The sequence below is a fragment of the Rhizobium sp. BK251 genome (genome assembly GCF_004345245.1).
Lineage (GTDB): Bacteria > Pseudomonadota > Alphaproteobacteria > Rhizobiales > Rhizobiaceae > Rhizobium.
Genome location: NZ_SLUQ01000006.1, coordinates 152,420 through 175,393, shown reverse-complemented (window position 1 = coordinate 175,393; position 22,974 = coordinate 152,420). Strand labels below are relative to the sequence as shown.

Here is a 22,974-nt window from a genome sequence, read left to right as displayed (position 1 = left end):
GGTTGCTTCTCCATGGGTTAAGTCAGGATATGTCAGGCGTGAACTTTCCCGGCCGCGGACCGGGAAATGGCGGTGGCCGGCACCTTGTCCGGCGAATTGAAGAGGAAGAGCGCTTCCGGCGCGACGTGGACTTGGACCGTCTCGCCCGGCTCGAAGGCGCGGCCAGCATCGGCCATGATCTCGCGGTCGCCGAGACGGATCGAGTGGCGCCAGTGTCCGCCCGGATAGCTGACTGCGGTCACAGTGCCGCGAAGAGTGATGCCCGGGCCGACGATCGGCGTGGTTGCCGAAAAGAGCTGCGCGGCTTCGGGCCGGAAACGCGCCTCGACTGCGCCGGCTGCAAGCGGGCGTCCAGCCAGGGGTACAGCACCGGCGGCATTGGCGGCGCCGGCGGCGATCACGAAATCCTCGCCCTGCGGCGCACCGTTGAGCGACAGCACATTCTCCGCACCCATGAAAGCGGCGACGAAGGCGGAGGCGGGCCTGTTGTAGACCTCCTCGGGCGCTCCCTGCTGGGCAATGCGCCCGGCGTTCAGGATGACGATGCGGTCGGCCATCACCATCGCTTCCTCGCGATCGTGCGTGACGTGGATGGCAGTGATGCCGAGACGCTTCTGCAGCGCCCGCAGCTCGTGGCGAACGGTGAGGCGGATGCGGGCGTCGAGATTCGAAAGCGGCTCGTCGAGTAGAAGGATCTCGGGGTCGATGGCGAGCGCCCGGCCGAGCGCGACGCGCTGGCGCTGGCCGCCGGAGAGCGCGGCGGGCTTGCGCGCACCGAGCCCGTCAAGGCCGAGCAGCGTCTCCATCGCGCTGACGCGCACGCCGATCTCGGCGCGGGGCAGGCCGCGGAGCTTCAGTCCGTAGCCGATGTTCTGGGCCACCGTCATGTGCGGCCAAAGCGCGTAGGACTGGAAGACCAGCGCCATGCCGCGCTTGTCCGGCGGCAGCCGGGTTACGTCCCGTCCACCGACAGAGACGCGGCCCGTGGTCGGACTGATGAAGCCTGCAATGGTGCGAAGGAGGGTGGTCTTGCCGCAGCCTGAGGAGCCCAGCAGCGCCACAAATTCGCCCTTGGCGATCTCAAGGTTGATGTCGTCAAGAACCCGCGTTGCGCCGTAGGCGCCGCCGATGGCTGACAACTCCAGAAATACTTCCCGCGACATCAAAATCCCTCTTTGCACAGCTGTGCAATGCCCGATGACGCCTTGTTAGCGACTGTTTTTAACAAGCAAGTGACAGTCCGGGAAAAACCGCGGGGAGATCGTGAGGCCCGGCGCAACCTTTGACGGATATCAATGATCTTTGGAGGCTTTGGACTAAACTTCCCTGGTTTGAAGAGTGGAGGACGCCATGAAAGTCGCTGAGATAATGCACACCGGCGTGAACTGGGTGAGCCCCGAGACATCGCTTGCGAAAATTGCGACCATAATGCGCGACAGCGACATCGGCGCGGTGCCGGTGGGTGAGAACGATCGCCTGGTCGGCATGGTGACCGACAGGGACATCGCCCTTCGTGCGTTCGAGAACGGCAACAATCCCGCCACGATGACCGCCCGCGACGTCATGACCAAAGGCATCATCTACTGCCGCACAGACGAGACGATAGAGGACGCGATCCGGCTGATGGAGGTGAAACGGATTCGCAGGCTTCCCGTCATCAATGACGACAAGAGGATGGTGGGGATGCTCTCGGTCGGAGATATCTCGCACGGCAGCGGCAGGGAGATGACCGGGGAACTGATGCAGGCCGTCGCCACACCGCATCCGTAAGCTTTCGACGAGATCGGAGCCTGCCCGACCACATGGGCGTTGCGCGGATCAGAATGAAGAGCTGTCGCAAGGACGGCGGGGAGAGTCGTTGCGGCCAACAGACGGTGGCGTGGGCCGCGGGGAACGCCCAGAGGATACCAACGATCCCAGCCAATTTGACGTAGGGCGCGAGTGTGAATTTTGGTGCGTTCGAGGAATGTGATTGCAGCTCTTCTCGACGGAGAAGAGCGGGAATGCTTCAGGGGAGTCGCTGTGCTTGCGGGCCGAGGGGCATCGCCACTGCCTGCCGGCGCAGGCGGACGGTTCTGGCCGGGCTGGCGCGGGCCATGTCCGCCTCCATCAATTCGGCGTTCATGTAGTCCTTGCGGCCGGACATCGCGATCAGGCCTGCACGGTCGACGATGTCGAAATGCCGTGAATTCTCGATGCGGATCACTCCCTGCCTTGCCATGTGCTGCACCGTGCGGCTGATCGTTTCTATCGTCGTTCCGAGATAGATCGCCATGTCGCGCCGGCCGATCGGGATCGTCACGCGGGGTGTCGTCTCAAGGGCCGCGGCGTTGCCATGGCTTCGAGACCGGCAGAGCAGGATGAGCAGGAAGCCGGCAATCCGCTCCAGTACGGTCTGGCAGCCGAGCAGCAGCATCCAGTCGCGCGCTGCATCGAGTTCATCGAGCGTCCTCACCAGCATTGCGTGCTCGAGCTCCGGCTCGCGGGCCAGCAGCGCCTCGAAGGCACGCCGCTCGAAGCAGCAGAGCGTCACGTCGGATGCAGCCTCTATGGCGAAGCGCGAAGTGGTCTCGAAGACGCGGCCGACCATGTCGGACGGCAGGAGCAGTCCGACGATCTGCTGGCGGCCGTCGGACAGCGTCTTCACGAGCTTCAGCACGCCGGTGATGACATTGCCGACGATGCAGGATTCCTGCCCCTCGGCCGTCACCGTCTCGCCTGCCGCGAAAGTACGGATATGCGAGATGCGGTTCAACTCCTCGCGGGCGCGACCGTCGGCGGCATGGCAGATCGAGCGGCGCTGGACGGCGCACTGATCGCACCTCGAATGGGCCTTCGTCGAGCCTTGAAATGTCATGGCGCGTTCCCCTGGGAGCCGTTGTCGAGCCTAGCGCATCCCTGTCTCATGCATTGGCCCTTCCGCGCTCTAGCAACGTGGCGACGGCAAGGCGGAGCTCGGACGCCGGCAGGCGGGTGAGGTCCTTGGCGATCTCGCCGACGGTAATGTTTTTCAGCGGATCGGGCAGCGCCTTGCGCAGGTCCCCGAGCATTTCCGGCGATGCGAAGATCGCCAGCCTCTCGAAATCGCCGGCCATGCGGTGGCTGTTCAGCACCTCCACCAGCATCGAGGCGAAGGCGCGCTCGTCCTCTCGAATTGGGTCCGAATGATATTCCATGGAGGAGCGCCGGGCTCCCGAGGCGCCGAAACCCTTGCCGGGCTTGTCGGCCATGATCTCGCGCAGTCGCTTCTGCTCCGCCCGAAAAACGAGTTCGCCCAGGTTTTCGGCGCTCACTGCATGGGAGAAAGGGTCGCGCAGAATGCGGGCGCGCGAACCGTCCGCAACGAGCACCCAGGTTCTAATCGATCGCATCTCGGTCCCCCCGCTTCCTGGGCATCACCAGCAAGACGCTATGCGATGCCACGAATTGACGCCCATCAATGCAAGTGCAGAAAACCTGATCTAGTCTTCTGCGCACAATAGCCGTGGAATCTAGCGAGACTGAGGCAGGCGCGGGCGGTTTCCCGCGGGTGCGCATCTTTGCAAAGGGACTATTCATGACATTCCGAAATCGCATGGATGCGGGCCAGAAGCTGGCAATCGCCCTCGATCGGTATCGCGGCCAGGACGTGGTCGTGCTCGCGCTGCCCCGCGGCGGCGTGCCTGTTGCGGCAGAGGTCGCCGCACACCTGCAGGCTCCTCTTGAAATCCTCTTCGTGCGCAAGATCGGGCTGCCGGCGCAGCCTGAAATCGCGATGGGAGCGCTCGTCGACGGCGAGGATCCTATCGTCGTGCGCAACCCCGACGTCATCCGCTTCGAGCAGGTGCCGGACGCCGTATTCGAGGAGGCTCGTGGAAAGGCTCTTGCCGAGATCGACCGTCGCCGCGAACTCTACGGCCGGGACGACCGATCCGTCGGGATCAGGGATAGGATCGCCATCATCGTCGACGACGGAATGGCGACTGGCGCGACCATGCGCGCCGCCATTCTCGGCGTGAAGCAGCGTGGCGCCAGGAAGATCGTCGCGGCGATACCCGTTGCCTCGCAATCGGCCGTGTCGGATATGCCCGAGGCGCTCGACGAGGTCGTTTGCCTGAAACAGCCCTTCGCCTTCGATGCTGTCAGCGCCCACTACACCGACTTCCGGCAGGTCTGCGACGAAGAGGTGGTGCGGCAACTCGCGGAGGCAAAAGCGGCACTCGGCGAGGGAAACGCATATTCGCGAAAGGATGTCGATTACGCCATCCGATAAGCGGCCAACCCGCGGGGGCATCCTGCTCCGACAACAAGATACGTCGGTCGCGACGTCGCCTTGCCCTGGAAATCGATTCCGGGGCGCATTTTTTCTGGCCGTGTAGACGGGCTCGGTCCCGTGGAGAACAAGCCTCCTTTAGCTCTTCGTGTGCTGTTTCAGTGGGTGCCGAAGGTGCGGCGGCTCGTCATGTAGGAGCGCGGAGATGTGCCCAGCATGCGGCGGAACATCGTGGTGAAGGCGGCCACGCTCTCGTAGCCGGCGCCCAGTGCGATGTTCGTAACCGGAAGGCCTTCCGTCAGCTGCGGCAGGCAGGCAAAGACGCTTGCCTGCTGGCGCCAGGTGATGAAGCTTATGCCGGTCTCCCTGCGGAAGAGCCGGGTGAATGTCCTGCGGCTCATCGCCAGCTTTTCGGCCCAATCGTCAAGCCGCACATTCGGCGTGGGGTTTTCCATGTAAGCGCGGCAGAGTGCCGCCAGCCGCCTGTCGGAAGGGAAGGGCAGTCCGAGCGGGCGCTCCTCGAGGGTCTCGATCTCCTCGACGAGAAGCGCGAGCACGAGTTCTGCCTTGCGGTTGCTCGCCAGCACCTCCTGCAGCCGGATTGCCTCCAGGAGCAGGCTGCGGGCAAGCTCGCTCACTTCCAGCACTTTCGGCGCCTCTCCAGTGGCCCAACCGTCCCGCGGAGTGAGATAGACCGACTTCATGCTGACATCGCTCAGCATCTCGACGGAATGCTCCAGCCCGCGTGGAATGAGAAGGGCGTGGCCGGGCGGTATCATCCAGCGGCCGCGCATGGTCATGACGATCACCACCCCGGCAAATACGCAGAGCAGCTGCGTGCGCCGATGGCTGTGCACGGGCACGGTGTAGCCATGCGGAGGCTCCGAGCTGTGCACCAGCACCTCGGCATTGGATTCCTCCATCCAGCGGATGCTGCGCTCATGATCGTCATGGAGCGTCGCCAGCAAATGTCGGGAGAGCTTTTCCATTTTTGGCCCGATCGCGAAAGAAGTGGACCAAAGCACAAAAGATGGCCACCGGCAAGGCGTGTAAAAGCGACATAAAGAGCGCGGACGCCCGGATTGGGGCGCGCGAGAGGAAATTCCCCCATGGTAGCTGCATTTTCGGGCAGTCCCGCCCGTTTCGAAAAGACGACGATGTCCATCCTGCTGGCGGTCAGCTTCTGCCACATGCTGAACGACATCATGCAGTCGCTGCTGGCATCGCTCTATCCGCTGTTCAAGGAAAACTACAACCTGGACTTCGTGCAGATCGGCCTGCTGACCATGACCTTCCAGGTAACGGCGTCGCTGCTGCAGCCGCTGGTCGGCATCGTCACGGATCGCTGGCCGATGCCCTATTCGCTGCCGGTGGGCATGGCGAGCACCTTCTGCGGGCTCATCCTGCTCGGCAATGCCGGCAGTTTCGAAATGCTGCTTGTCGCAGCAAGCCTCATCGGCTTCGGCTCGGCCGTTTTCCATCCGGAATCGTCACGCGTCGCGCGGCTGGCCTCGGGCGGGCGGCATGGCTTCGCGCAGTCCTTCTTCCAGGTCGGCGGCAATGCCGGCCAGGCGCTCGGCCCGCTGCTCGCCGCCTTCATCGTGCTGCCGATCGGCCAGCACAGCGTTGCGTGGTTCGCGGCGATCGCCATGCTTGGCATGGTGGTCCTGAGCTGGGTCGGCAACTGGTACATCGCCCACCGCCGCCAGCACGCGAGCAAGCATGCCGTCAGCCGGGCATTGCCGCTGGCGAAGAGCCGCGTCGTATGGACACTCCTGATCCTGGTGCTGCTGACGGCGACGAAGAACGTCTACATGGCGAGCATTTCCAGCTACTTTACCTTCTATGCGATCGAGAAGTTTCACCTTGCGGTGCGCGATGCGCAGCTGATGCTGTTCCTCTTCCTGGGCTCGGTTGCCGTGGGCACCTTCCTCGGCGGCCCGATCGGTGACCGCTTCGGCGCCCGTTTCGTCATCTGGTTCTCGATCCTTGGCGTCATTCCCTTCGCGCTGATGCTGCCCTATGCCAACCTCTTCTGGACCTGCGTACTCAGCGTCGTCATCGGCCTGATCTTCGCCTCCGCCTTCTCGGCGATCGTGGTCTTCGCACAGGAACTGGTGCCGGGGCGGGTGGGGCTCATCGCCGGCATCTTCTTCGGCTTCGCCTTCGGCGCGGGCGGACTTGGCGCGGCCCTCCTCGGCGACTTCGCCGATACGCACGGCATCGCCTTCGTCTACCAGATCTGCTCCTACCTGCCGCTTCTCGGGCTCTTCACGGTTCTGCTGCCGCGCATCCCGCGGCATTGAGGGATCAGGTGAAGGGGGCGGATGGGAATGGTCTGCCCTCGCGCCCGATTGCGGTGGTGAAGCCGGATGCTGGTCGCCGAGCCCAAGCTTCGGCCGATGCTGACGGTGAAGCAGTCAGCATCTCCAAAATGACGTTGGTGTCGAGAATGATCACCGGCCGAAGTCCGGCACATGGCGAATCTCCCCGCAGGGCGGAATATTGAACTCCGCTCTCCAGCGGAAGGTAAGTTAATAAAATCAAATCATTGGGCTGGTTTTCTTAAGCGCCAGGTTTGGCTTCTCCCTTAACGTCAAACGCCTCCATCTTTTCCACCCAGTCCGCGCCGACCCGATAGCGCTTGAGTACGGCGAGCGGGTCTTCAGCGTCGAGGCGAGAGCAGATGCGATAGACTTCCAGTGTCTCGGCATCCATTTCGCCTCGATGATAGAAGAAGGTCGCAGCCGCGTAGCGCGTCCGGCCGGACCATTCGATGCCCGGCGGCGTGCGGACCAGATCCCATTGACGGCGGGTTTCCTCGTCCATCGGATGAGCCTCAGAAGAGTCCCGGAGGGGTGGCGGTGCGGCGGTCGAGCTTGATGAAGGGGCGGGGGACGATCCGCGCCCGCTTCATCATCTTCTGGTACTGCAGTTCGCGCATTGCGTAGATCTCCACCCAGAGATCGTCCTTGATCCCGTCACCATACGGCCGGCGAAGCGTCGCGATGGCGATGTTGCGCTTGGCAGTCGGCGACCATGTCGCGGCCGTCACCAATCCGCATTCGGACTTGCGGCGATGATAGACGATCGCGCCGTCGGCGGGAATGTTTCCCTCGATTTCGAGGCCGACGAGGATGTACTTGAGCGATTTTTTCTGCCGTGCGGCAAGGATCGCGTCGCGGCCGTTGAAATAGGGCTTCTCGGGATCGACGAGCCAGTCGAGGCCGATCTCGTCCGGCATTCTCTCACGGTCGGCGCGCAACGCCGCCTCGGCGGTGACGAAATCGGCATTGGCGACGATGAAGCCCGCCTCGATGCGGGCGCGGTTCAGCGCATCGTAGCCGATCGCCCGCAGCCCATGTCGCGCGCCCGCAAGCCAGAGCCGGTCCCAGAGGGAGAGTGCCGCCCGGGCCGGAGCGAAAAGCTCATAGCCGAGATCGCCGGTAAACCCGGTGCGGGAGATGACGACGGAATCGTCCCCGTGGGGAAATTCCGCTAGCTGGAAGGGTTTCAGCCTTTCCACGCCCTCGAAGCCGGCGCTTGCCAGCACTGCAAACGACGTCGGCCCCTGCAGCGCGACGGCGGCAATCTCCTCGGTCTCTTCCCGGATCTCGACCTCGAAGCCGAGGGCGCTGTCGATGAGCCAGGGCAGGTGCCGCTCCTGGCAGCAGAGGCGAAATTCCGATTGCCCGAGGCGAAAGAGCGTGCCGTCGTCGAGGACATGGCCGTGGTCGTCGCACCAGGCCGTGTATTGCACGCGGCCGACCGCCTGTTTGGCCACGTTGCGCAGCGTCAGCCGATTGAGGAAGGCCTCCGCATCCGGACCGTTGATACGGTATTTCACCATCGGCGAGATGTCGAAGAGCGCGGCCGTGGAGCGGATCGCGAAGTATTCGAGTTCCGTGTCGAAGACGGAATGCGGCGCCTTGTAGCCGGCCCAGTTGTACCACTCGTTCGTCGTGTCGAGCGCCGCGATGCGCGCGTGGAAAGGCGTCTCTAGCCTTGGCGTAGTGATGTGTCCTTGGCTTGCCCGCCTTGCGATTGTCTCATGTCTCATGGGCGCTCTCCCGAAAGTACCCTGTTTGCCGCCAGAAGCCCCGGCAGCCCGGACAGGCCGCCGCCCGGATGCGCGCCAGCGCTGGCGAGATAGAGACCCTTGAGCGGTGTTGCGTAGCGCGAGGCGGCGTGCACCGGCCGGTTGACAAGCAACTGGTCGACCTGCAGCTCGCCATGGTGCCAGTGTCCACCGGGCAGGTTGAATTTCGCTTCCATATCGGCGGGCGTCAGAAGGCTTTCGGCGACGATGCTGCCGCCGATTCCCGGCGAATAGCGTTCGAGCACGTCGAGGATCGCCTTGCGGAAGGCAGGCTTGCCCTTCTCCCACCCGGCCTTCAACTCATAGGGCGCGTATTGGACGAGGGCCGAGAGCGTCGCATGGCCGACAGGCGCCATCGACGGATCGCCAAGGCTCGGCAGGGTGATCTCCATCACCGGGTCTGCAGAAAACTCGCCATATTTTGCCGGATTGAAGGCCTTTTCCACGTGATCGACGGAGCGGGCAATGACGAGCCGGCCTCTGAGGTCGGCGGCAGAGACGCCGGCAAATTCCGGTACCCGTGAAAGGCCGAGATCGAGTTTGGCGACATTTCCCTTCGAGCGAATACCGCGGACCGAGCGCAGGAAGCCGGTGCCAAGCTCGGCGGGGGCGACGAGATCGAGAAATGTCGTCTCCGGATGGATGGCGGAAATGACGACGGGTGCCGTCAGCACCTCGCCGCCGGCAAGCACCACGCCGCTCGTCACGCCGCGATCCGCCATGATCCGCTCGACGGCGGTGCCGGTACGGATCGTCACGCCGGCCCTGCGGGCCGCCTGCTCGAAGGCGCCGGCAATGCCTGCCGCCTGCGAAACCAAGACCTGCGCACCGGTCCTGTCGCCGGTCTCACCGGTGAGGCGGTAGTAGAGGCCGAGAAGCGATGTAGGAGAACGTGGCCCGAGATGGATGCCGAGCGTCGCGTCGAAAGCGAGCAGGCCCTTCAGCCGGTCGTCGGAAAGATACTCGTCGGCGAGGTCCGCGACATTCATCAGCAGCATGCGGGCAAAATCGCGCGCTTCCTCGCGGCCCTTGGAAATCAGCCCAAGCCCGGCGGAGGCAAATGCGGCCAGATCGCCGATGCCCGTATCGCCGATTTCAGGTGGCGCCCGCTTCAGGAAGCGCTTGAGGATGCCGGCATGCAGCAGCAGCTTGCGGCGCAGGGCGGCGAAGCCAGCGGCCTCGGCGGGAGAGACGCCGTCAAGCGTTTCGCCGTAGCCGCCGCGCAGTATCGCCGGCGGGCCGTTTTCCGACAGCACGACGATCGGCGCGACCTCGTCTCTCCGCGGCGCCGCGACGCCCATGGCGCGAGCGACTTTCGGGTCGAGCCGGTTGACGACATGGGCAAGGCCGGGGCTGATGAAGCCGGGATGAAACGCGTAGCCGCGGATCGCCCCGCCGAGCGCATCCGTTGCCTCCAGAAGCACGACCTTGCGGCCCTTCTGCGCGAGAAGCGTCGCAGCCGTCAGGCCGTTGTGGCCGCCACCGATCACGATCGCATCAAATGACGTCATGGGCTTCACTCATCTCTCGGGCGGGGCGCTTCAGGTCCCGCAGGATTTCGGCGGCTGCATTGCGGCCGGGCGCACCCATGACGCCGCCGCCGGGATGCGTCGATGACCCGCAGATGTAGAGGCCGCGAACGGGGCTGCGATATTGCGCGTAGCCCGGAACCGGCCGGTTGAAGAGCAGCTGGTCGAAGGTGAGCTCGCCCTGGAAGATATTGCCTTCCGTAAGCCCGACCTCCTGCTCGATCTCGCGTGGCGTGCGCACCTCCATGTGCAGGATCCGCTCGCGGAAGCCCGGCGAATAATCGGAGATCTGCTTCACCACGGTCTCGGCGAAGGCGTCGCGGTCGGCGTCTGTCCAGTCGCGTCCCTCGACCTTGGGCGGGCAATACTGCACGAAGCAGCTCATGAAATGCTTGCCCGGCGGGGCCATGGTCGGATCGAGCGTCGTCGGGATCATCATGTCGACAAAGGGGTCGGCGGACCAGTGTCCGGCCTTCCAGTCGTCATAGGCCCGTTCCATGCGCTCGATGGAATCGGTGAAATGCATGTCGCCACGCATGCAGGCGGAAGCCGCCGGCAGGGCCGGAAATTCCGGCAGGCTGTCGAGAGCGATGTTGAGCTTGCCGGAGGAGCCGCGCATCTTGAAGTGTCTGACGCGGTGCACGAAGCGCTCCGGCAGGTCGTCCTCGTCCACGAGCTTCAGGAAGGTGCGTTTCACATCGGCGTTGGAGACGACGAGATTGCCCAAGACCTCTTCGCCGCCGGCAAGCACGACGCCTGTTGCCTTGCCGCCGCGGGTCATCACCTTGTCCACATCCGCTCCGGTGCGGATCGTGCCGCCGGAGGCCTGGAAGGAGGAGGCGAGCGCCTTCGTGACCGCCCCCATGCCGCCGCGCGCATAGCCCCAGGCGCCGACCGATCCGTCGACCTCGCCCATGTAATGGTGCAGCAGAACATAGGCCGTACCCGGTGACATCGGTCCGAGCGCCGTGCCGATGATGCCGGAGAGGGCGAGATAGGCCTTGATGACGTCGGTCTCGAAATATTCGTCGAGGAAATCGGAGATCGACATCGTCCAGAAGCGCAGGGTCCTTGCCATCGCCGCCGGCGAGAAATCGCCGAACTTGCGGGCCAGATAGAGGAGTTCGGAGATGTCGCGCGGCCGGAAGCTGAACGGGTCCGGCGCCGTGCGCATCAAGAGCGGCTGGATGAAGCGGCACTGGCGGGTGACGTCGCGCGCGTAGCGGTCGTAGGCCTCCGCATCACGTTTCGAATAGCGGGCAAATTCGCGCCGGTGGGAATCATGGTCGCGATAGGAGGCGAGGTAATCGCCGTCCCGGGTGAAGACCGCGCCGCTCTCATAGGAGATCACCTGCAGGCCATGTTTCGGCAGCTCGAGATCGCGCATGATCTCCGGGCGAAACAGCGAACAGACGTAGGAACAGTTGGAATAGAGGAAGCCCGGCGTCAGTTCGCGGCTGGTCGCCGCCCCACCCACCCAGTCGTTCTTTTCGAGGACCACGACGTCGAGCCCGGCGCGCTGGAGGTAGCAGGCTGCCACCAGGCCGTTATGTCCTCCGCCGATCATCACCACGTCGTATTTCTTCATGCGGCCCTCTCCATCCTCTCAAAAAAGTGACACGGAAAGCAGCAGGTTGTCCAGTTATTTTGAATGAACATTCAGCAAGTATGTTGCAATCCGCTGATAATGCGATAGGATTTCTCACCATGACAAGACGCGGTTGAAGGCAGGGGTCCTGCATGGGCGACAACGCTCCGCACGAACCGGAATATGACGACAAGGCCATCCGCTTTCTCGCGGTGCTCTGGGGTGAGGGCTATCTGTCTCCGGGCGGGCCGGAGGAGGTGGATCGCGTGCTCGATGGGCTCGAACTTTCGGGCAGGCGTGTCCTTGATCTCGGTTGCGGCGCCGGCGGCATCACACTTCATCTTGCGAGGACGTACGGCCCCGTGCACGTCACGGGCTTCGATGTCGAGCGGCCGGTCATAGAGCACGCCCGCCGCGCGGCTCAGGAGGCCGGCCTCGCGGGCGCCGTGACCTTCGTCGAGGCGCCGCCGGGGCGGCTGCCTTTCGAGGACGGGAGCTTCGACGTCGTCTTCTCCAAGGATGCCCTGGTGCACGTGCCGGACAAGGAGGCGTTGTTCCGGGAGATATTCCGCGTGCTGGAGCCGGGCGGAACCTTTGCCGCCTCCGACTGGCTGATCGCCCACGATGGTGAGCCCTCACCGGAAATGAAGGCCTACCTGAAGGCCGAGGGGCTCAGCTTCGGCATGGCGTCGGCCACGCGCTACACCGCGGCGATGCGGGCGGCCGGCTTTGCCGGGATCGAGGCTAAAAGCCGCAATGCTTGGTATCGCGAGGTGGCGCGGCAGGAGCTGGAGCGCCTCGGCGGACCATTGCGCGCCGCCGCCGTTGCTGCGGTGGGCGAGGACTATGTCGCCAAGAATATCGGGACCTGGATCGCCATGCAGAAGGTCCTTGACAGCGGTGAGCATTGTCCCACTCATCTTCGCGGAACCAGGCCCACGCGGAAGGGGAGCGTCGGCGATGTTCCTCCATCTTGAACAGAAGAACACGGCGGTACGGATGAAATTGAGTTCTGCGGTACAGGAAACGGCGGATCAGGAAAAGCGCGGCCGCAAGGCCTCCAAGGAGACGCGGCGCCAGCAGCTGATCGAGGCGACGATCGATTCGCTCGCCAAGCGCGGCTATTCGGAAACGACTCTCGCCGATGTCGCCGATGGGGCCGGTCTCTCGCGCGGCATCGTCAACTTTCATTTCGAGAGCAAGGAAAAGCTGCTGATCGCGACGCTGCAGTTCATGGCGGACGAATATGCCGCCCACTGGAATGCGGCCCTCGAGAAGGCTGGATCGGGTGTCGCCGCGCAGCTCTGGGCGCTGGTCGCGGCCGATTTCGACCGCAGGATCTGCACGAAGCGCAAGCTCGCCGCCTGGTGCGCTTTCTGGGGCGAGGCGAAGTCGCGCCCGACCTATCAGGCACTCTGCGGCGCGCGCGACGTCAAGTACCAGGAAACTTTCGTGGCGCTCTGCCAGGCGCTGAAGGCGGAGGGCGGTTATGCGATCGTTGCCGAGGCGACGGCGCTTGCGCTCTGCGCGGTAATGGAAGGCCTTTGGCTGCGGCTGATGATGGGCGACGGGCTGACGCGCGAGAAGGCGCATGCGGCGGCGGTCGAATATCTCGTCGCTGTCTTTCCGGCGCACTTCACCCGCGAGGGGCTGAAATAGCAAAAACAGGGAACCGAGAAACATAAAGGGGAACGGAATGGCATCACGGATCATCAGGCACATGGCCGGGGCGGCCCTTGCCGCTTTTCTCGCATCGACGACAGCCGGTGCCTCGCTTGCCGCCAATCTCACCGTCTTCGACTGGTCAGGCTACGAGGACCCCGCCTTCCATCCTGCCTACACGACAAAACACGGCACGGAGCCCGATTTCAGCTTTTTCGCCGACGAGGAAGAGGCCTTCCAGAAGCTGAGATCGGGGTTCAAGGCCGACATCGCACATCCCTGTTCGCAGAGTATCGCCAAATGGCGCGAGGCGGGTCTGCTCGAACCGCTGGATACGTCCAAGCTCACCTACTGGAACGACACCATGCCCGGCATCGCCTCGATGAAGGGATTGATGAAATCGGATGACGGCACGGCCTGGTTCCTTCCCTTCGAATGGGGCAACACGGTGCTGACCTACCGCACGGATACGGTCAAGCCGGAGGAGATCACCTCGCTCAAGGCCTTCGCGGATCCGAAGTTCAAGGATCGCGTCTCGATCGGCGACAATGTCGACGACGCCTATGCCCTTGCGAGCCTTGCGATCGGCCTCAAGGACTGGACGCAAATGAACGGCGAGCAGTTCAAGCAGGCCTCGGATTTCCTGCGCGAGGTGCACAAGAACGTCCGGCTCTACTGGACGGACAACACAGACCTCAGCCAGGCGATGGCGAGCGGCGAGGTCGATCTCGCCTGGGCCTGGAACGAGACCGCGACCACGCTTGCCGCCGATGGCACGCCTGTCGCGATGAAGAAGGATACGAAGGAAGGCCTTTCCACCTGGGTCTGCGGCTATGTGCGTCTCAAGGGCGGTGAAGCCGACGAGGCGGAGCAGTATGACTTCCTGAACTCCATTTCTGATCCGGCGATCACGTCCTATATGGTCGAAACTTGGGGATACGGTCACGCCAATGGCAAGGGGATGGCCGCCGTCGATCCGAAGCTCCTTGCCGACAAGGGCTACGCGGACGTCGATAAGTTCGTGGACAACACGCTCTTCCAGTCGCCGATGCCGACAGAGCTCAGGCAGAAGATGATCGCCGAATTCGAGAAGATAAAGGCCGGTTACTAAGACCTCCGGCTCCGGCGAAAATTGGCCGGAGCCGCTGCTCGCGTCAGTCCTCCGCCAGCAGCACGAAGGCTTCCGGATCGTAGGCGAGGCGAATCTCGGCGCCGAGCGGGAGGTCGTCGGCGCCGTAGTCGTTTGTCTCGACCATCGAGAGCGGTTGCTCCAGCCCGTCGACCCCGATCATCAGATGGGTGACCTCGCCGAAATAGGCACGGTTCTCCACGCGACCTACCATCTGATGCGGCGCCTGGTCGCCATCCCAGAGCAGGCGAAGCCGCTCCGGCCGTATGCCTATCGTCACTTGTCCCTCGCGCGGCCGGAATCCACGCGGCCTGTCGAGCACGATATCGCCGAAACGCGCGGTCTCCGCCGAGAGCTTGCCATCGTTCTCGCCAGTGATGCGGGCTGAAAGAAAGTTCATGCCGCCGAGGAAATCGGCGACTTTTCGTGTCAATGGGCGCTGGTACATCTCCTTCGGCGTCGCGACCTGGGCGATGCGCCCGCCGAACATGACGGCGATGCGGTCGGAGAGCGCCAGCGCCTCGTATTGGTCGTGGGTAACGAGGATGAAGGTGATGCCGACAGCCTTCTGCAGCGAGCGCAGTTCCACCTGCATTTCCTCGCGCAGCTTCTTGTCGAGTGCAGAGAGCGGTTCGTCGAGCAGCAGCACCTTGGGCCGCATGACGAGCGCGCGGGCGAGCGCCACGCGCTGGCGCTGGCCGCCGGAAAGCTCATGCGCCTGCCGGTGGCCGAGGGCGCCGAGGCGCACCTGCTCGAGTGCTGCGCCAACGCGACGCTTTTCTTCCACCGCATCGAGCCGCAGGCGCTTCAGTCCGTAGGCGACGTTCTGCTCGACGTTCAGATGCGGAAAGATCGCATAGCTCTGGAAGACCATGTTGGTCGGGCGCCGGTTGGGCGGGATGCCGAGTGTTGATTGGCCGTCTATGCGGATGTCGCCACTGGTCGGCGTCTCGAAGCCGGCGATCGAGCGCAGCAGCGTGGTCTTGCCACAGCCCGAGGGGCCGAGCAGCGAGAAGAACTCGCCGGCGGCAATATCGAGCGAGACTTCATCGAGGGCCTGATAGATGCCGTAGAACTTCGAAACGGCGTCGATCGATATCATCGGCGTGTCGGTCATGGCTGGCTCCTTGCGCGTTCGAGCTTCGCCTCGGAGCGGCGACGTACGGTTTCGGCAATGGTGATGAGGATGATGGAGAACGCCAGCATGAGGCTGCCGAGCGCCAGCACGCCGGGCATCTTGGCGGCAAACCGCAACTGGCCCCAGATGTAGACGGGCAATGTCGGTTCCGTGCCGGAAAGGAAGAAGGCGAGGATGAACTCGTCGAGCGACACGGTGAAGGAGACGAGCAGGCTCGAAATGATGGCGGGGGCCAGCACCGGCAGGGTGATCCGGCGCAGCGTGCCGAAGGCGGTCTCACCGAGATCGAGCGAGGCTTCCTCGAGCGAGCGGTCGAAGCCCTGGAAACCGGAGATCAGCACCGAGAGCGAATAGGGGATGCAGAAGATCGTCTGGCCAAGGATGACAGTCACGAGCGACGGCTCGAGGCCGACCTGCAGGACGATCATCAGCAGCGAGACGGCGACGATAATTTCCGGAAGGAAGAGCGGCGCCATGATGAGCCCGGTTGCCGGGCGCTGGCCGCGGAAGTGATAGCGGGTTATCGCGCGTGCCGCGCAGATGCCGAGAACGGTGCTGAGAAGCGAGACGCAGATGCCGACGACGAGGCTGTTGCGGGCGGCGGTGAGCATGGCCGAATTGCCCCAGAGCGACTCGTACCATTTGGTCGTGAATCCGGCGAGCGGGAAGCTGGTGGTTGCCGCATTGTTGAAGGAGAAGATCGGCAGGAGCAGGATCGGCAGGTAGAGGAAGCCCAAATAGAGCGCGACATAGGCCGGCAGCCAGCGGGATTTCGGAATGCCGGGACGCCCACTCATCTGACCGCCCTCACGAGAAGCCTGATGCCGAGCACCACCAGTCCCGCCATGGCGGAGACGATGACCATGGTCGTGACCGACAGTGCCGCGCCGAGCGGCCAGTTGGCCCCCTTACCGAACTGCGCCTGGATGGCGGTCGCGATCATCACGCCATCCTTGCCGCCGACAAGCCGCGGCGTGACATAGTCGCCGACCGTCGGGATCATGACGATCAGGAAGGCCGAGATGACGCCCGGAAGCGAAAGCGGCAGCGTGACCCTGAGGAAGCTTCGCAGCTTGCCGTCGCCGAGATCGTGCGCCGCCTCGATCAGCGAGCGGTCGATCTTTTCCAGGGAGACGAAGATCGGCAGGATCGCGAACGCGGCCCAGCTGTGCACAAGCGTGATGACAACGGCATTGGAATTGTAGAGGAGGGAGGTCACCGGCTTGTCGACGATGCCGGTCGACAGCAGCGCGACGTTGAAGACGCCCTCATAGCCGAGGATGATCTTCCAGGCCATGACGCGCAGCAGATAGCTCGTCCAGCAGGGCACGGTGATGAGGAAGAGCCAGAGGTTCTTGTGGACGCCGCCGTGGAAGGAGATGAACCAGGCGATCGGATAGGAAACCGCGACGGTGACGAGGCTGACGACCAGCGAGATAGTCAAGGAGCGGACGAGCAGATCGCGATAGATTGGTTCTGTCAGCGCGACGCGATAGTTTTCGAGCGTGAAGCTGCGGTCGATCGTCAGATAGTCCTGGGTCCAGAAGCTGTAGGCGATCACGATCAGGATCGGCAAGAGAAGCAGGGCCAGCGCGTAGAGCAGGGTGGGCGATACCAGCGCGAGCCCTCTGGCTTCCTCGCTATCCGTCCAGCGCCCGGCGTGGCGCCGGCGTTCGCTCCTTGGCCCGTGGACATCCGTACTGGAGAGCGCCGTCACCGCCGACCTCCCCACGATTGCTTCCACGACCAACACTCGTGATGCAGCCGACGCGTCATTCGTTCCGTCCCGTGGCGTTATTCGCCTCTTTTGTTCCCGGTAATCAAGATGGACGCAAATCGGGATTGAATGCAAGTGTCTTTTCTGCAATATTGATTGAACAGCCATTCAGAATAACTGGCATATATGTTTCTTGTCAGAGATTTAGGACAAATACAGAGGCTGAAAGATCAGGAGAATAAATATGGCGGCAAAGCGTGAGACGGCCCATCTGGCAGATGACCGCGGGGCGGATGCCGCAGCACTTGCGCGGGATCACCTGGTGCAGCCCTGGCCGACCGCTGGACATATCGGCGCCGAAGCGCGCGGCGAACTCGCAAGTGGCGACGGTGTCTACGTGGTCGATGCCGAGGGCCGGCGGCTGATCGACGGGCCGGCAGGCATGTGGTGCGTCAATGTCGGACATCGCCGACGCGAACTCGCCGACGTCCTCCATGCCCAGGCGATGGAGCTTTCCTACAATTCTCCGTGGTACACCACGAACCGTGTCTCCGCCGTTCTCGCCGAGCGGCTGGCGGTGTATGCGCCTGGCGATCTCGGTCATGTCTTCTACACGACGGGAGGGTCTTCCGCCGTCGAAACGGCCCTTCGCTTCATGCAGTTCATGAACAACGTCACCGGCCGACCGGACAAGAAGCTGATCGTCGCCCGCGAGGGCGGATATCATGGCTCGACCTATCTCTCCGCCTCGCTGAACGGCAGGCCGCGCGATCTGGACTGGATGGACGGCGCGCGCGACCAGGTTCGCAGGCTTTCCTGCCCCAATCCGTTCCGCCGGCCGGCGGGCGTCGCCGAGGCGGACTTCTGCGATTACCTCGTGGCCGAATTCCGCGACCTGATCGAGAAGGAGGGGGCCGAACGCATCGGTGCCTTCATCGCCGAGCCGATCATGGCCTCCGGTGGCGTCATCGTACCACCGGCGGGCTACCTGCCCAGGATGCGGGAACTCTGCGCCCACAACGACATCCTCTTCATCGCCGACGAGGTGGTGACGGCCTTCGGACGGCTCGGCGAGGTCTTCGCCTCCGGCGCGACCTTCGGCATGGAGCCGGACATGATTACCTTCGCCAAGGGCGTCACCTCGGGCTATTTTCCGTTAGGCGGGGTGATGATCTCCTCGCAGCTCCTGGAGCGTCTGAGGGGCTCCAACCATCCCGATGCGATGTTTGCGCATGGGCTGACCTATTCCAGCCATCCGATCGGCTGCGCCGTCGCGCTGAAGAACCTCGACATTCTGGAGGGGGGGCTGCTGCAGCACGTGCGCGACATTTCCGGCTACTTCCAGTCGCAGTTGAAGACGCTGGAGGAACTGCCGCTGGTCGGCGAGGTGCGCGGCCAGGGTCTCATGGCCTGCGTCGAATGCGTGGCCGACCGGGCGAGCAACAACCCGCTGACTTTGGACCTCGAGGTCGGCAAGCGCATCGACGGTCACTGCCAGGAGCTTGGCCTGCTGGTGCGCCCGCTGATCAACATGTGCGTGATGTCGCCGCCGCTGACGATCAACCGCACGCAGATCGACGACATGGTCTCCATCCTCAGGCGCAGTATTCGTCTGACGATGGACGAACTTGTCCGGGAGGGCTTGTGGAAGGGCTGACGTTGCTGCGTCGTTCGCCTTTCACTTGGGGGAGGAAGCGGGGTCGGGCCACCGGCCCCGCTTTCTGCGTGGACGGAGCAAAGTGAAGTTCTGAACGGGCGCGGCGACAGAATGTGCGGTCAGGCTTCGCCCGCGAGGCAAGTACTTTCTGCCAATGCTTCAAATGAAACATTGTGACGCTCAAATGCAATGAAAGGCTCATCTCCGGTTGGAAGATCACGTCTCGCGATTGTCTTTCAACACACGGAGTGAAGCATGCCGCTCGTTCTTATCAAAGCTGTCGAAAATATCTTCACCGAAGAACAGAAGGGTGAGTTGATCCGCCGCGTAACGGACGCCGTCGTCGCTGTGGACGGTGAACGCACGCGCCCGATCACCTGGGTCGTCCTTGAGGATGTCAAAGCCGGAGAATGGGGCATCGGAGGCGAACTCATCCGACCCGAACACGTCAAGGCGATACGGGACGGCTCCCTCCGGCTGTCCGATGCCCTGAAGCTCGACTGACCCTGACCCGCGGAATGGGCGGTGAAAAGGGGAGGCAAGATGGCAGCCGATCCAGCGGCTGCCATCTTGCGTCTCAGGATTTCGTTGCGAGCCTTGCGTTGACGGCGGCAACGTCCTGCTCGTCCGGCGCCTCGTCGAGCCTCATCACGGGCAGCACGGCGCGAAGATGGTCGTGATGGGTACGCACGCCATATTCGAGGTCGGAGAGATAGAAGCCGTGGAAGGCCTTCGAGGTCATCGCCTCGTTGGACCACTTGGTCAACTGTACGTCTTCGGACTGTGTGTCGCGGTCGATCCGGAAGGCGAGGTAGCGTGCCAGCCGCTGTGCCCGGCTTTCGTCGGCGTAGCGATAGATGCCGCCGCGCAACAGCGTCTTGCCGGTCGTCAGCGGGAACTCCTGGTAGAACTGCGCGCTCTCAGGCGTTACTGCGATGACGGCGTTCGGGAAGATGCCGAAATAGATCCAGGCCTTGCGAAGATCCTCTGGCAGGTGCGATGCCTCCGGCGCCAGCCGCACGTACTTGTCGACGCTCCAACGCCGGCCGGCATGCGGATTGAAAGTCGCAAATGAGCGGCAGAGCCCCTTGACGAAGGGCTCGTCGTAGTAGGTCGAGCCGTAAAGATCCTGCAGCGCCGGGTGCGCCATGGCGACGTGATAGCCTTCATTGTCGACGTCGCGCACCGATTTCCAGTTGACCGGCGACGTATGCGTCCAGATGCCTTCGGTCGGCACCATCTCGCCGGTGTTGTAGTGCGAGAGCTCTGCCTCGAAGGGCTTCATGAGCTCGGCCACAGACGGCTGCGGACCGGGGCGGAAGCGGATGAAGACGAAGCCGAGCCACACCTCGAGATCGATCCGGATCAGGCCGAATTCCTGCTTGTCGAGCGCCGGGAACGAGCGCGGCCGCGCCGCGCCGCGCAACGTGCCATCCAGATTGTAGACCCAGCCGTGGAACGGACAGACCAGCGCGTTGCGGCAGGTACCCTTCTCGTCGGCGACAACGCGCGAGCCGCGATGGCGGCAGATATTGTGGAACGCGCGCAGTTCCCCGTGCTGGTCGCGCAGGATCAGCGCCCGCTCGCCGACGACGTCCATGGTCAGGTAGTTTCCGGGCTCCGGCACGTCGGACACGTGGCAGGCGATCTGCCAGTGCTCGCGAAAAACATGCTGCTTCTCAAGCTCCAGCAGCGCTTCGCTGTGGTAGCACCAGCCCGGCAGGCCCCGCCGATCCCAGTCGTTCGGGATGGAGAGATCGCGGATCGTCTCGTTCATGGCTCAATCCTATTTTTGCTGAACGTTCATTCAATATTATCTCATTTTCCATTGAAAAGGAAGGCCTCTGGAGATTCGTGGCATCCGCATGGCCTCAACCCGCTCACGTGATTTGTCTCTCGACAGACACAGCCGGCGCCGCGATGTGGCTGGATTCGCAGGTTCTTGGGGTGCGTCGTCGGCTGCTCTTGTCCATACCGCGCCAGCGGATAAACCTTGGGGCGGCCATGCGTCCGGCGAAAGGCGCGCGCCGTTGAAACGACCGCGGGGGATATGGCAATGACATTGGATCAGCTTCGCATTTTTGTTGAGGTCGCAACGCGCGAGCACATCACCAGGACGGCGACGGCGCTGAACATGACGCAATCCGCCGTCAGCGCGGCGATCACCGCGCTCGAGGGCAGGCACGGGGTTGAGCTCTTCGACCGCGTCGGCCGTTCGATCGTCCTGAACCAGACCGGCCGGGCCTTCCTGAAAGAGGCGGTTGCCGTTCTTGCCTCGGCAAGAACTGCCGAAGGGGCGCTGGCCGATCTAGCCGGGCTCAAGCGGGGAGAGCTTTCCGTCATGGGAAGCCAGACGATCGCCGGCTATTGGCTCCCGGCGCGGCTTGTGCGGTATCGGGAGAAGTTTCCGGGCATCACCCTCGGTGTCCGTGTCGGCAACACGGTCGACGTCGCCGATGCGGTCGAGGCCGGCGAGGTCGAGATTGGCCTGGTGGAGGGGCAGGTGGAAAGGCCTGCCCTTTCGGTAGAGGTCGTCGCGACAGACGAGATGATCGTGGTCGTGGCACCACAGCATCCTTGGGCGTCCCTTGCCAAGCTCAGGTCCAGCCAGTTGCCGGAAAGCCCCTGGGTCATTCGCGAGCCGGGCTCCGGCACGCGTCTCGCCTTCGAGAACCTGATTGCCCGCGAGGGCATTGACAGAAACGAACTCGACATCGCCATGACGCTGCCCGGTAACGAAATCGTCTCCGGCGCAGTCGAAGCGGGCCCCGGCGCGATGCTGGTCTCCCGCGCGGTGGTTGCCTCGAAACTCAAGAGCGGCACCCTGTGTGAGGTCGCCTATCCGCCGACGCCGCGGCCATTCTATCTCCTGCGCCACAAGGAGCGTTATCGCAGCAAAGCGGGTGATGCTTTTGTGGCGATGATCCGCGAGCGTGGCAAATGATCGATAAAAACGAACAATTTATTCATTATAATTCGTTGGATGCGAATAGTCGGGAAGCGTAGCCTGCGCGTATCAATTCGATCGCCGCAGGTGTTTCCATGCAAGGTTTCTACGCTCCTCCGCTTACCCAGCTTGCCGCGCCGAGAAACATCGCCCGGCAGTTCACGCCCAACTGGTTTGCCGTGACGATGGGCACCGGCATCCTCTCGGTCGCGCTCAGCCAGTTCCCGGGCGAACCGATATTGCACGTGGCCGGCAACGCCTTGTGGCAGCTGAACATCGTTCTGTTTGCGGTGCTGCTCTCCATCTATCTCTGGCAATGGATGTTCTACCCTGCCGAGGCCATCGAGTTCATGCGCCATCCGGTGGTCTCCATGTCGGTTGGCTGCCTTCCAATGGGGCTCGCGACCATCATCAATGGCCTGATGATCTACGGACCGCAGTATTGGGGAGACGTGGCGATCATGGTCGCCGAAACCCTGTGGTGGGTGGATGTCGCGATCGCCCTTCTCTGCGGGCTCGTCGTGCCCTTTCTGATGTTCACGCATCACAGCCACAAGATCGAGCATATGACGGCCGTCTGGCTCCTGCCGGTCGTCGCCTGCGAGGTGGCGGCGGTCAGCGGCGGGTTGCTCGTGCCGCATCTCGCCGACGCTTCGGAGAAGCTCACGATCCTGCTTGCGAGCTACGCGCTCTGGGCGTGTTCCGTGCCGCTTGCCATGGGAATACTCGTCATCCTTTTCATGCGCATGGTGCTGCACAAGCTGCCGCCGGTTGCCATGGCGCCCACGAGCTGGCTCGCTCTCGGCCCTATCGGGACCGGGGCTCTCGGCCTGATCGTCCTCGGCCATGATGCGACCGCGACATTGCAGGCAAACGGCCTTGGTGCCGTGGCCGAAGCCTTTGGCGGTGCGAGCCTGCTCGGCGGCGTGATGCTCTGGGGTTATGGCTTGTGGTGGCTGGTTACCGCAGTCATGGTAACCCTTCACTACATGCGCGAAGGAATGCCCTTCAATCTCGGCTGGTGGGGCTACACCTTCCCGCTCGGCGTCTATGCCGTGGCGACGCTTCGCCTCGGCTCGACCTTCAACTTCGCTCCGATTTCCAATTTCGGTTATGCCCTGGTTGCCGCCCTTGCGATCCTTTGGGTCGTCATCATGATACGCACGGTCCGGGGCGCCTGGCACGGCTACCTGTTCTTCGCGCCCGAGGCGTAAGTCATTGCCGATGGCGGAGCCGCGCGCGTTGGCGCGGCCCGT

At 63.4% G+C, this 22,974-nt stretch carries 22 protein-coding genes; 10 read left to right on the top strand and 12 right to left on the bottom strand.

The window, feature by feature from the left end; all coding sequences use genetic code 11:
* Positions 1–32: 32 nt before the first annotated feature.
* On the bottom strand, positions 33–1,163 hold the full coding sequence (locus EV286_RS16385) for an ABC transporter ATP-binding protein (RefSeq protein ID WP_132958218.1): 1,131 nt from the start codon (positions 1,161–1,163) through the stop codon (positions 33–35).
* Between the two features lie 187 nt (positions 1,164–1,350).
* Here EV286_RS16385 and EV286_RS16380 point away from each other — a divergent pair, with 187 nt between their 5' ends.
* Positions 1,351–1,770 (top strand): CBS domain-containing protein, encoded by a 420-nt coding sequence (locus EV286_RS16380; RefSeq protein WP_132958217.1) that lies wholly within the window; start codon positions 1,351–1,353, stop codon positions 1,768–1,770.
* A gap of 238 nt (positions 1,771–2,008) precedes the next feature.
* Here the strand turns inward: EV286_RS16380 and EV286_RS16375 are convergent, their stop codons facing one another.
* Complete coding sequence (locus tag EV286_RS16375) at positions 2,009–2,857, bottom strand: helix-turn-helix domain-containing protein (RefSeq protein WP_132958216.1); 849 nt, start codon at positions 2,855–2,857, stop codon at positions 2,009–2,011.
* Between the two features lie 46 nt (positions 2,858–2,903).
* Positions 2,904–3,371: a host attachment protein gene (locus EV286_RS16370; protein WP_132958215.1), complete on the bottom strand. Its 468-nt coding sequence runs from the start codon at positions 3,369–3,371 to the stop codon at positions 2,904–2,906.
* 185 nt (positions 3,372–3,556) lie between these two features.
* Here EV286_RS16370 and EV286_RS16365 point away from each other — a divergent pair, with 185 nt between their 5' ends.
* Positions 3,557–4,252 (top strand): phosphoribosyltransferase family protein, encoded by a 696-nt coding sequence (locus tag EV286_RS16365; RefSeq protein WP_132958214.1) that lies wholly within the window; start codon positions 3,557–3,559, stop codon positions 4,250–4,252.
* Positions 4,253–4,410: 158 nt separating this feature from the next.
* On the opposite strand, the gene EV286_RS16360 is transcribed toward EV286_RS16365, so the two are convergent.
* Positions 4,411–5,241: a helix-turn-helix transcriptional regulator gene (locus tag EV286_RS16360; RefSeq protein ID WP_132958213.1), complete on the bottom strand. Its 831-nt coding sequence runs from the start codon at positions 5,239–5,241 to the stop codon at positions 4,411–4,413.
* Between the two features lie 120 nt (positions 5,242–5,361).
* Here EV286_RS16360 and EV286_RS16355 point away from each other — a divergent pair, with 120 nt between their 5' ends.
* Positions 5,362–6,558: an MFS transporter gene (locus EV286_RS16355; protein ID WP_132958212.1), complete on the top strand. Its 1,197-nt coding sequence runs from the start codon at positions 5,362–5,364 to the stop codon at positions 6,556–6,558.
* Between the two features lie 259 nt (positions 6,559–6,817).
* On the opposite strand, the gene EV286_RS16350 is transcribed toward EV286_RS16355, so the two are convergent.
* From EV286_RS16350 to EV286_RS16335, 4 genes are read right to left on the bottom strand one after another with little or no spacing between them, the layout of a single operon-like run.
* Entirely contained in the window at positions 6,818–7,081 is a 264-nt protein-coding gene (locus tag EV286_RS16350; protein ID WP_132958211.1) for a hypothetical protein, read from the bottom strand.
* Between the two features lie 10 nt (positions 7,082–7,091).
* Positions 7,092–8,312 carry an aminomethyltransferase family protein gene (locus EV286_RS16345; RefSeq protein WP_132958210.1) on the bottom strand — a complete coding sequence of 407 codons (1,221 nt, stop codon included), beginning with the start codon at positions 8,310–8,312 and terminating at the stop codon, positions 7,092–7,094.
* Positions 8,309–9,862, bottom strand: a complete 1,554-nt coding sequence (locus EV286_RS16340) for an NAD(P)/FAD-dependent oxidoreductase (protein ID WP_132958209.1) — start codon at positions 9,860–9,862, stop codon at positions 8,309–8,311. The genes EV286_RS16345 and EV286_RS16340 overlap by 4 nt, the downstream gene beginning before the upstream one ends.
* Complete coding sequence (locus EV286_RS16335; protein WP_132958208.1) at positions 9,849–11,468, bottom strand: NAD(P)/FAD-dependent oxidoreductase; 1,620 nt, start codon at positions 11,466–11,468, stop codon at positions 9,849–9,851. The genes EV286_RS16340 and EV286_RS16335 overlap by 14 nt, the downstream gene beginning before the upstream one ends.
* A 152-nt stretch (positions 11,469–11,620) precedes the next feature.
* Here EV286_RS16335 and EV286_RS16330 point away from each other — a divergent pair, with 152 nt between their 5' ends.
* From EV286_RS16330 to EV286_RS16320, 3 genes are read left to right on the top strand one after another with little or no spacing between them, the layout of a single operon-like run.
* Positions 11,621–12,445, top strand: coding sequence for a methyltransferase domain-containing protein (locus EV286_RS16330; protein WP_132958207.1), 825 nt, complete (start codon positions 11,621–11,623; stop codon positions 12,443–12,445).
* A gap of 22 nt (positions 12,446–12,467) precedes the next feature.
* Positions 12,468–13,127 carry a TetR family transcriptional regulator C-terminal domain-containing protein gene (locus EV286_RS16325; RefSeq protein WP_132958206.1) on the top strand — a complete coding sequence of 220 codons (660 nt, stop codon included), beginning with the start codon at positions 12,468–12,470 and terminating at the stop codon, positions 13,125–13,127.
* 37 nt (positions 13,128–13,164) lie between these two features.
* Positions 13,165–14,241 carry an extracellular solute-binding protein gene (locus EV286_RS16320; protein WP_132958205.1) on the top strand — a complete coding sequence of 359 codons (1,077 nt, stop codon included), beginning with the start codon at positions 13,165–13,167 and terminating at the stop codon, positions 14,239–14,241.
* A 43-nt stretch (positions 14,242–14,284) separates the two neighbouring features.
* Here the strand turns inward: EV286_RS16320 and EV286_RS16315 are convergent, their stop codons facing one another.
* Genes EV286_RS16315 through EV286_RS16305 form a run of 3 tightly spaced genes read right to left on the bottom strand, consistent with a single transcriptional unit; the run spans position 14,285 to position 17,015 of the window.
* Positions 14,285–15,361, bottom strand: a complete 1,077-nt coding sequence (locus EV286_RS16315; RefSeq protein WP_132958510.1) for an ABC transporter ATP-binding protein — start codon at positions 15,359–15,361, stop codon at positions 14,285–14,287.
* A gap of 11 nt (positions 15,362–15,372) precedes the next feature.
* A complete protein-coding gene (locus EV286_RS16310; protein ID WP_132958204.1) occupies positions 15,373–16,194 on the bottom strand; it encodes an ABC transporter permease in 822 nt (273 codons plus the stop codon).
* On the bottom strand, positions 16,191–17,015 hold the full coding sequence (locus EV286_RS16305) for an ABC transporter permease (protein WP_245500746.1): 825 nt from the start codon (positions 17,013–17,015) through the stop codon (positions 16,191–16,193). Before EV286_RS16305 ends, EV286_RS16310 begins: the two co-directional genes overlap by 4 nt.
* 343 nt (positions 17,016–17,358) lie before the next feature.
* Here EV286_RS16305 and EV286_RS16300 point away from each other — a divergent pair, with 343 nt between their 5' ends.
* Both EV286_RS16300 and EV286_RS16295 read left to right on the top strand, forming a co-directional pair.
* Complete coding sequence (locus EV286_RS16300; RefSeq protein ID WP_132958202.1) at positions 17,359–18,771, top strand: aminotransferase; 1,413 nt, start codon at positions 17,359–17,361, stop codon at positions 18,769–18,771.
* Between the two features lie 255 nt (positions 18,772–19,026).
* A complete protein-coding gene (locus EV286_RS16295; protein WP_132958201.1) occupies positions 19,027–19,275 on the top strand; it encodes a tautomerase family protein in 249 nt (82 codons plus the stop codon).
* Positions 19,276–19,348: 73 nt separating this feature from the next.
* Here EV286_RS16295 and EV286_RS16290 read toward each other — a convergent pair whose 3' ends face one another.
* Positions 19,349–20,548, bottom strand: a complete 1,200-nt coding sequence (locus tag EV286_RS16290; RefSeq protein ID WP_132958200.1) for an aromatic ring-hydroxylating dioxygenase subunit alpha — start codon at positions 20,546–20,548, stop codon at positions 19,349–19,351.
* Between the two features lie 279 nt (positions 20,549–20,827).
* On the opposite strand from EV286_RS16290, the gene EV286_RS16285 reads away from it, so the two are divergent.
* Together EV286_RS16285 and EV286_RS16280 are read left to right on the top strand one after the other, a co-directional pair.
* Positions 20,828–21,715, top strand: a complete 888-nt coding sequence (locus EV286_RS16285) for a LysR family transcriptional regulator (RefSeq protein WP_132958199.1) — start codon at positions 20,828–20,830, stop codon at positions 21,713–21,715.
* A gap of 98 nt (positions 21,716–21,813) precedes the next feature.
* Positions 21,814–22,932: a TDT family transporter gene (locus tag EV286_RS16280; protein ID WP_132958198.1), complete on the top strand. Its 1,119-nt coding sequence runs from the start codon at positions 21,814–21,816 to the stop codon at positions 22,930–22,932.
* Positions 22,933–22,974 lie beyond the last annotated feature (42 nt).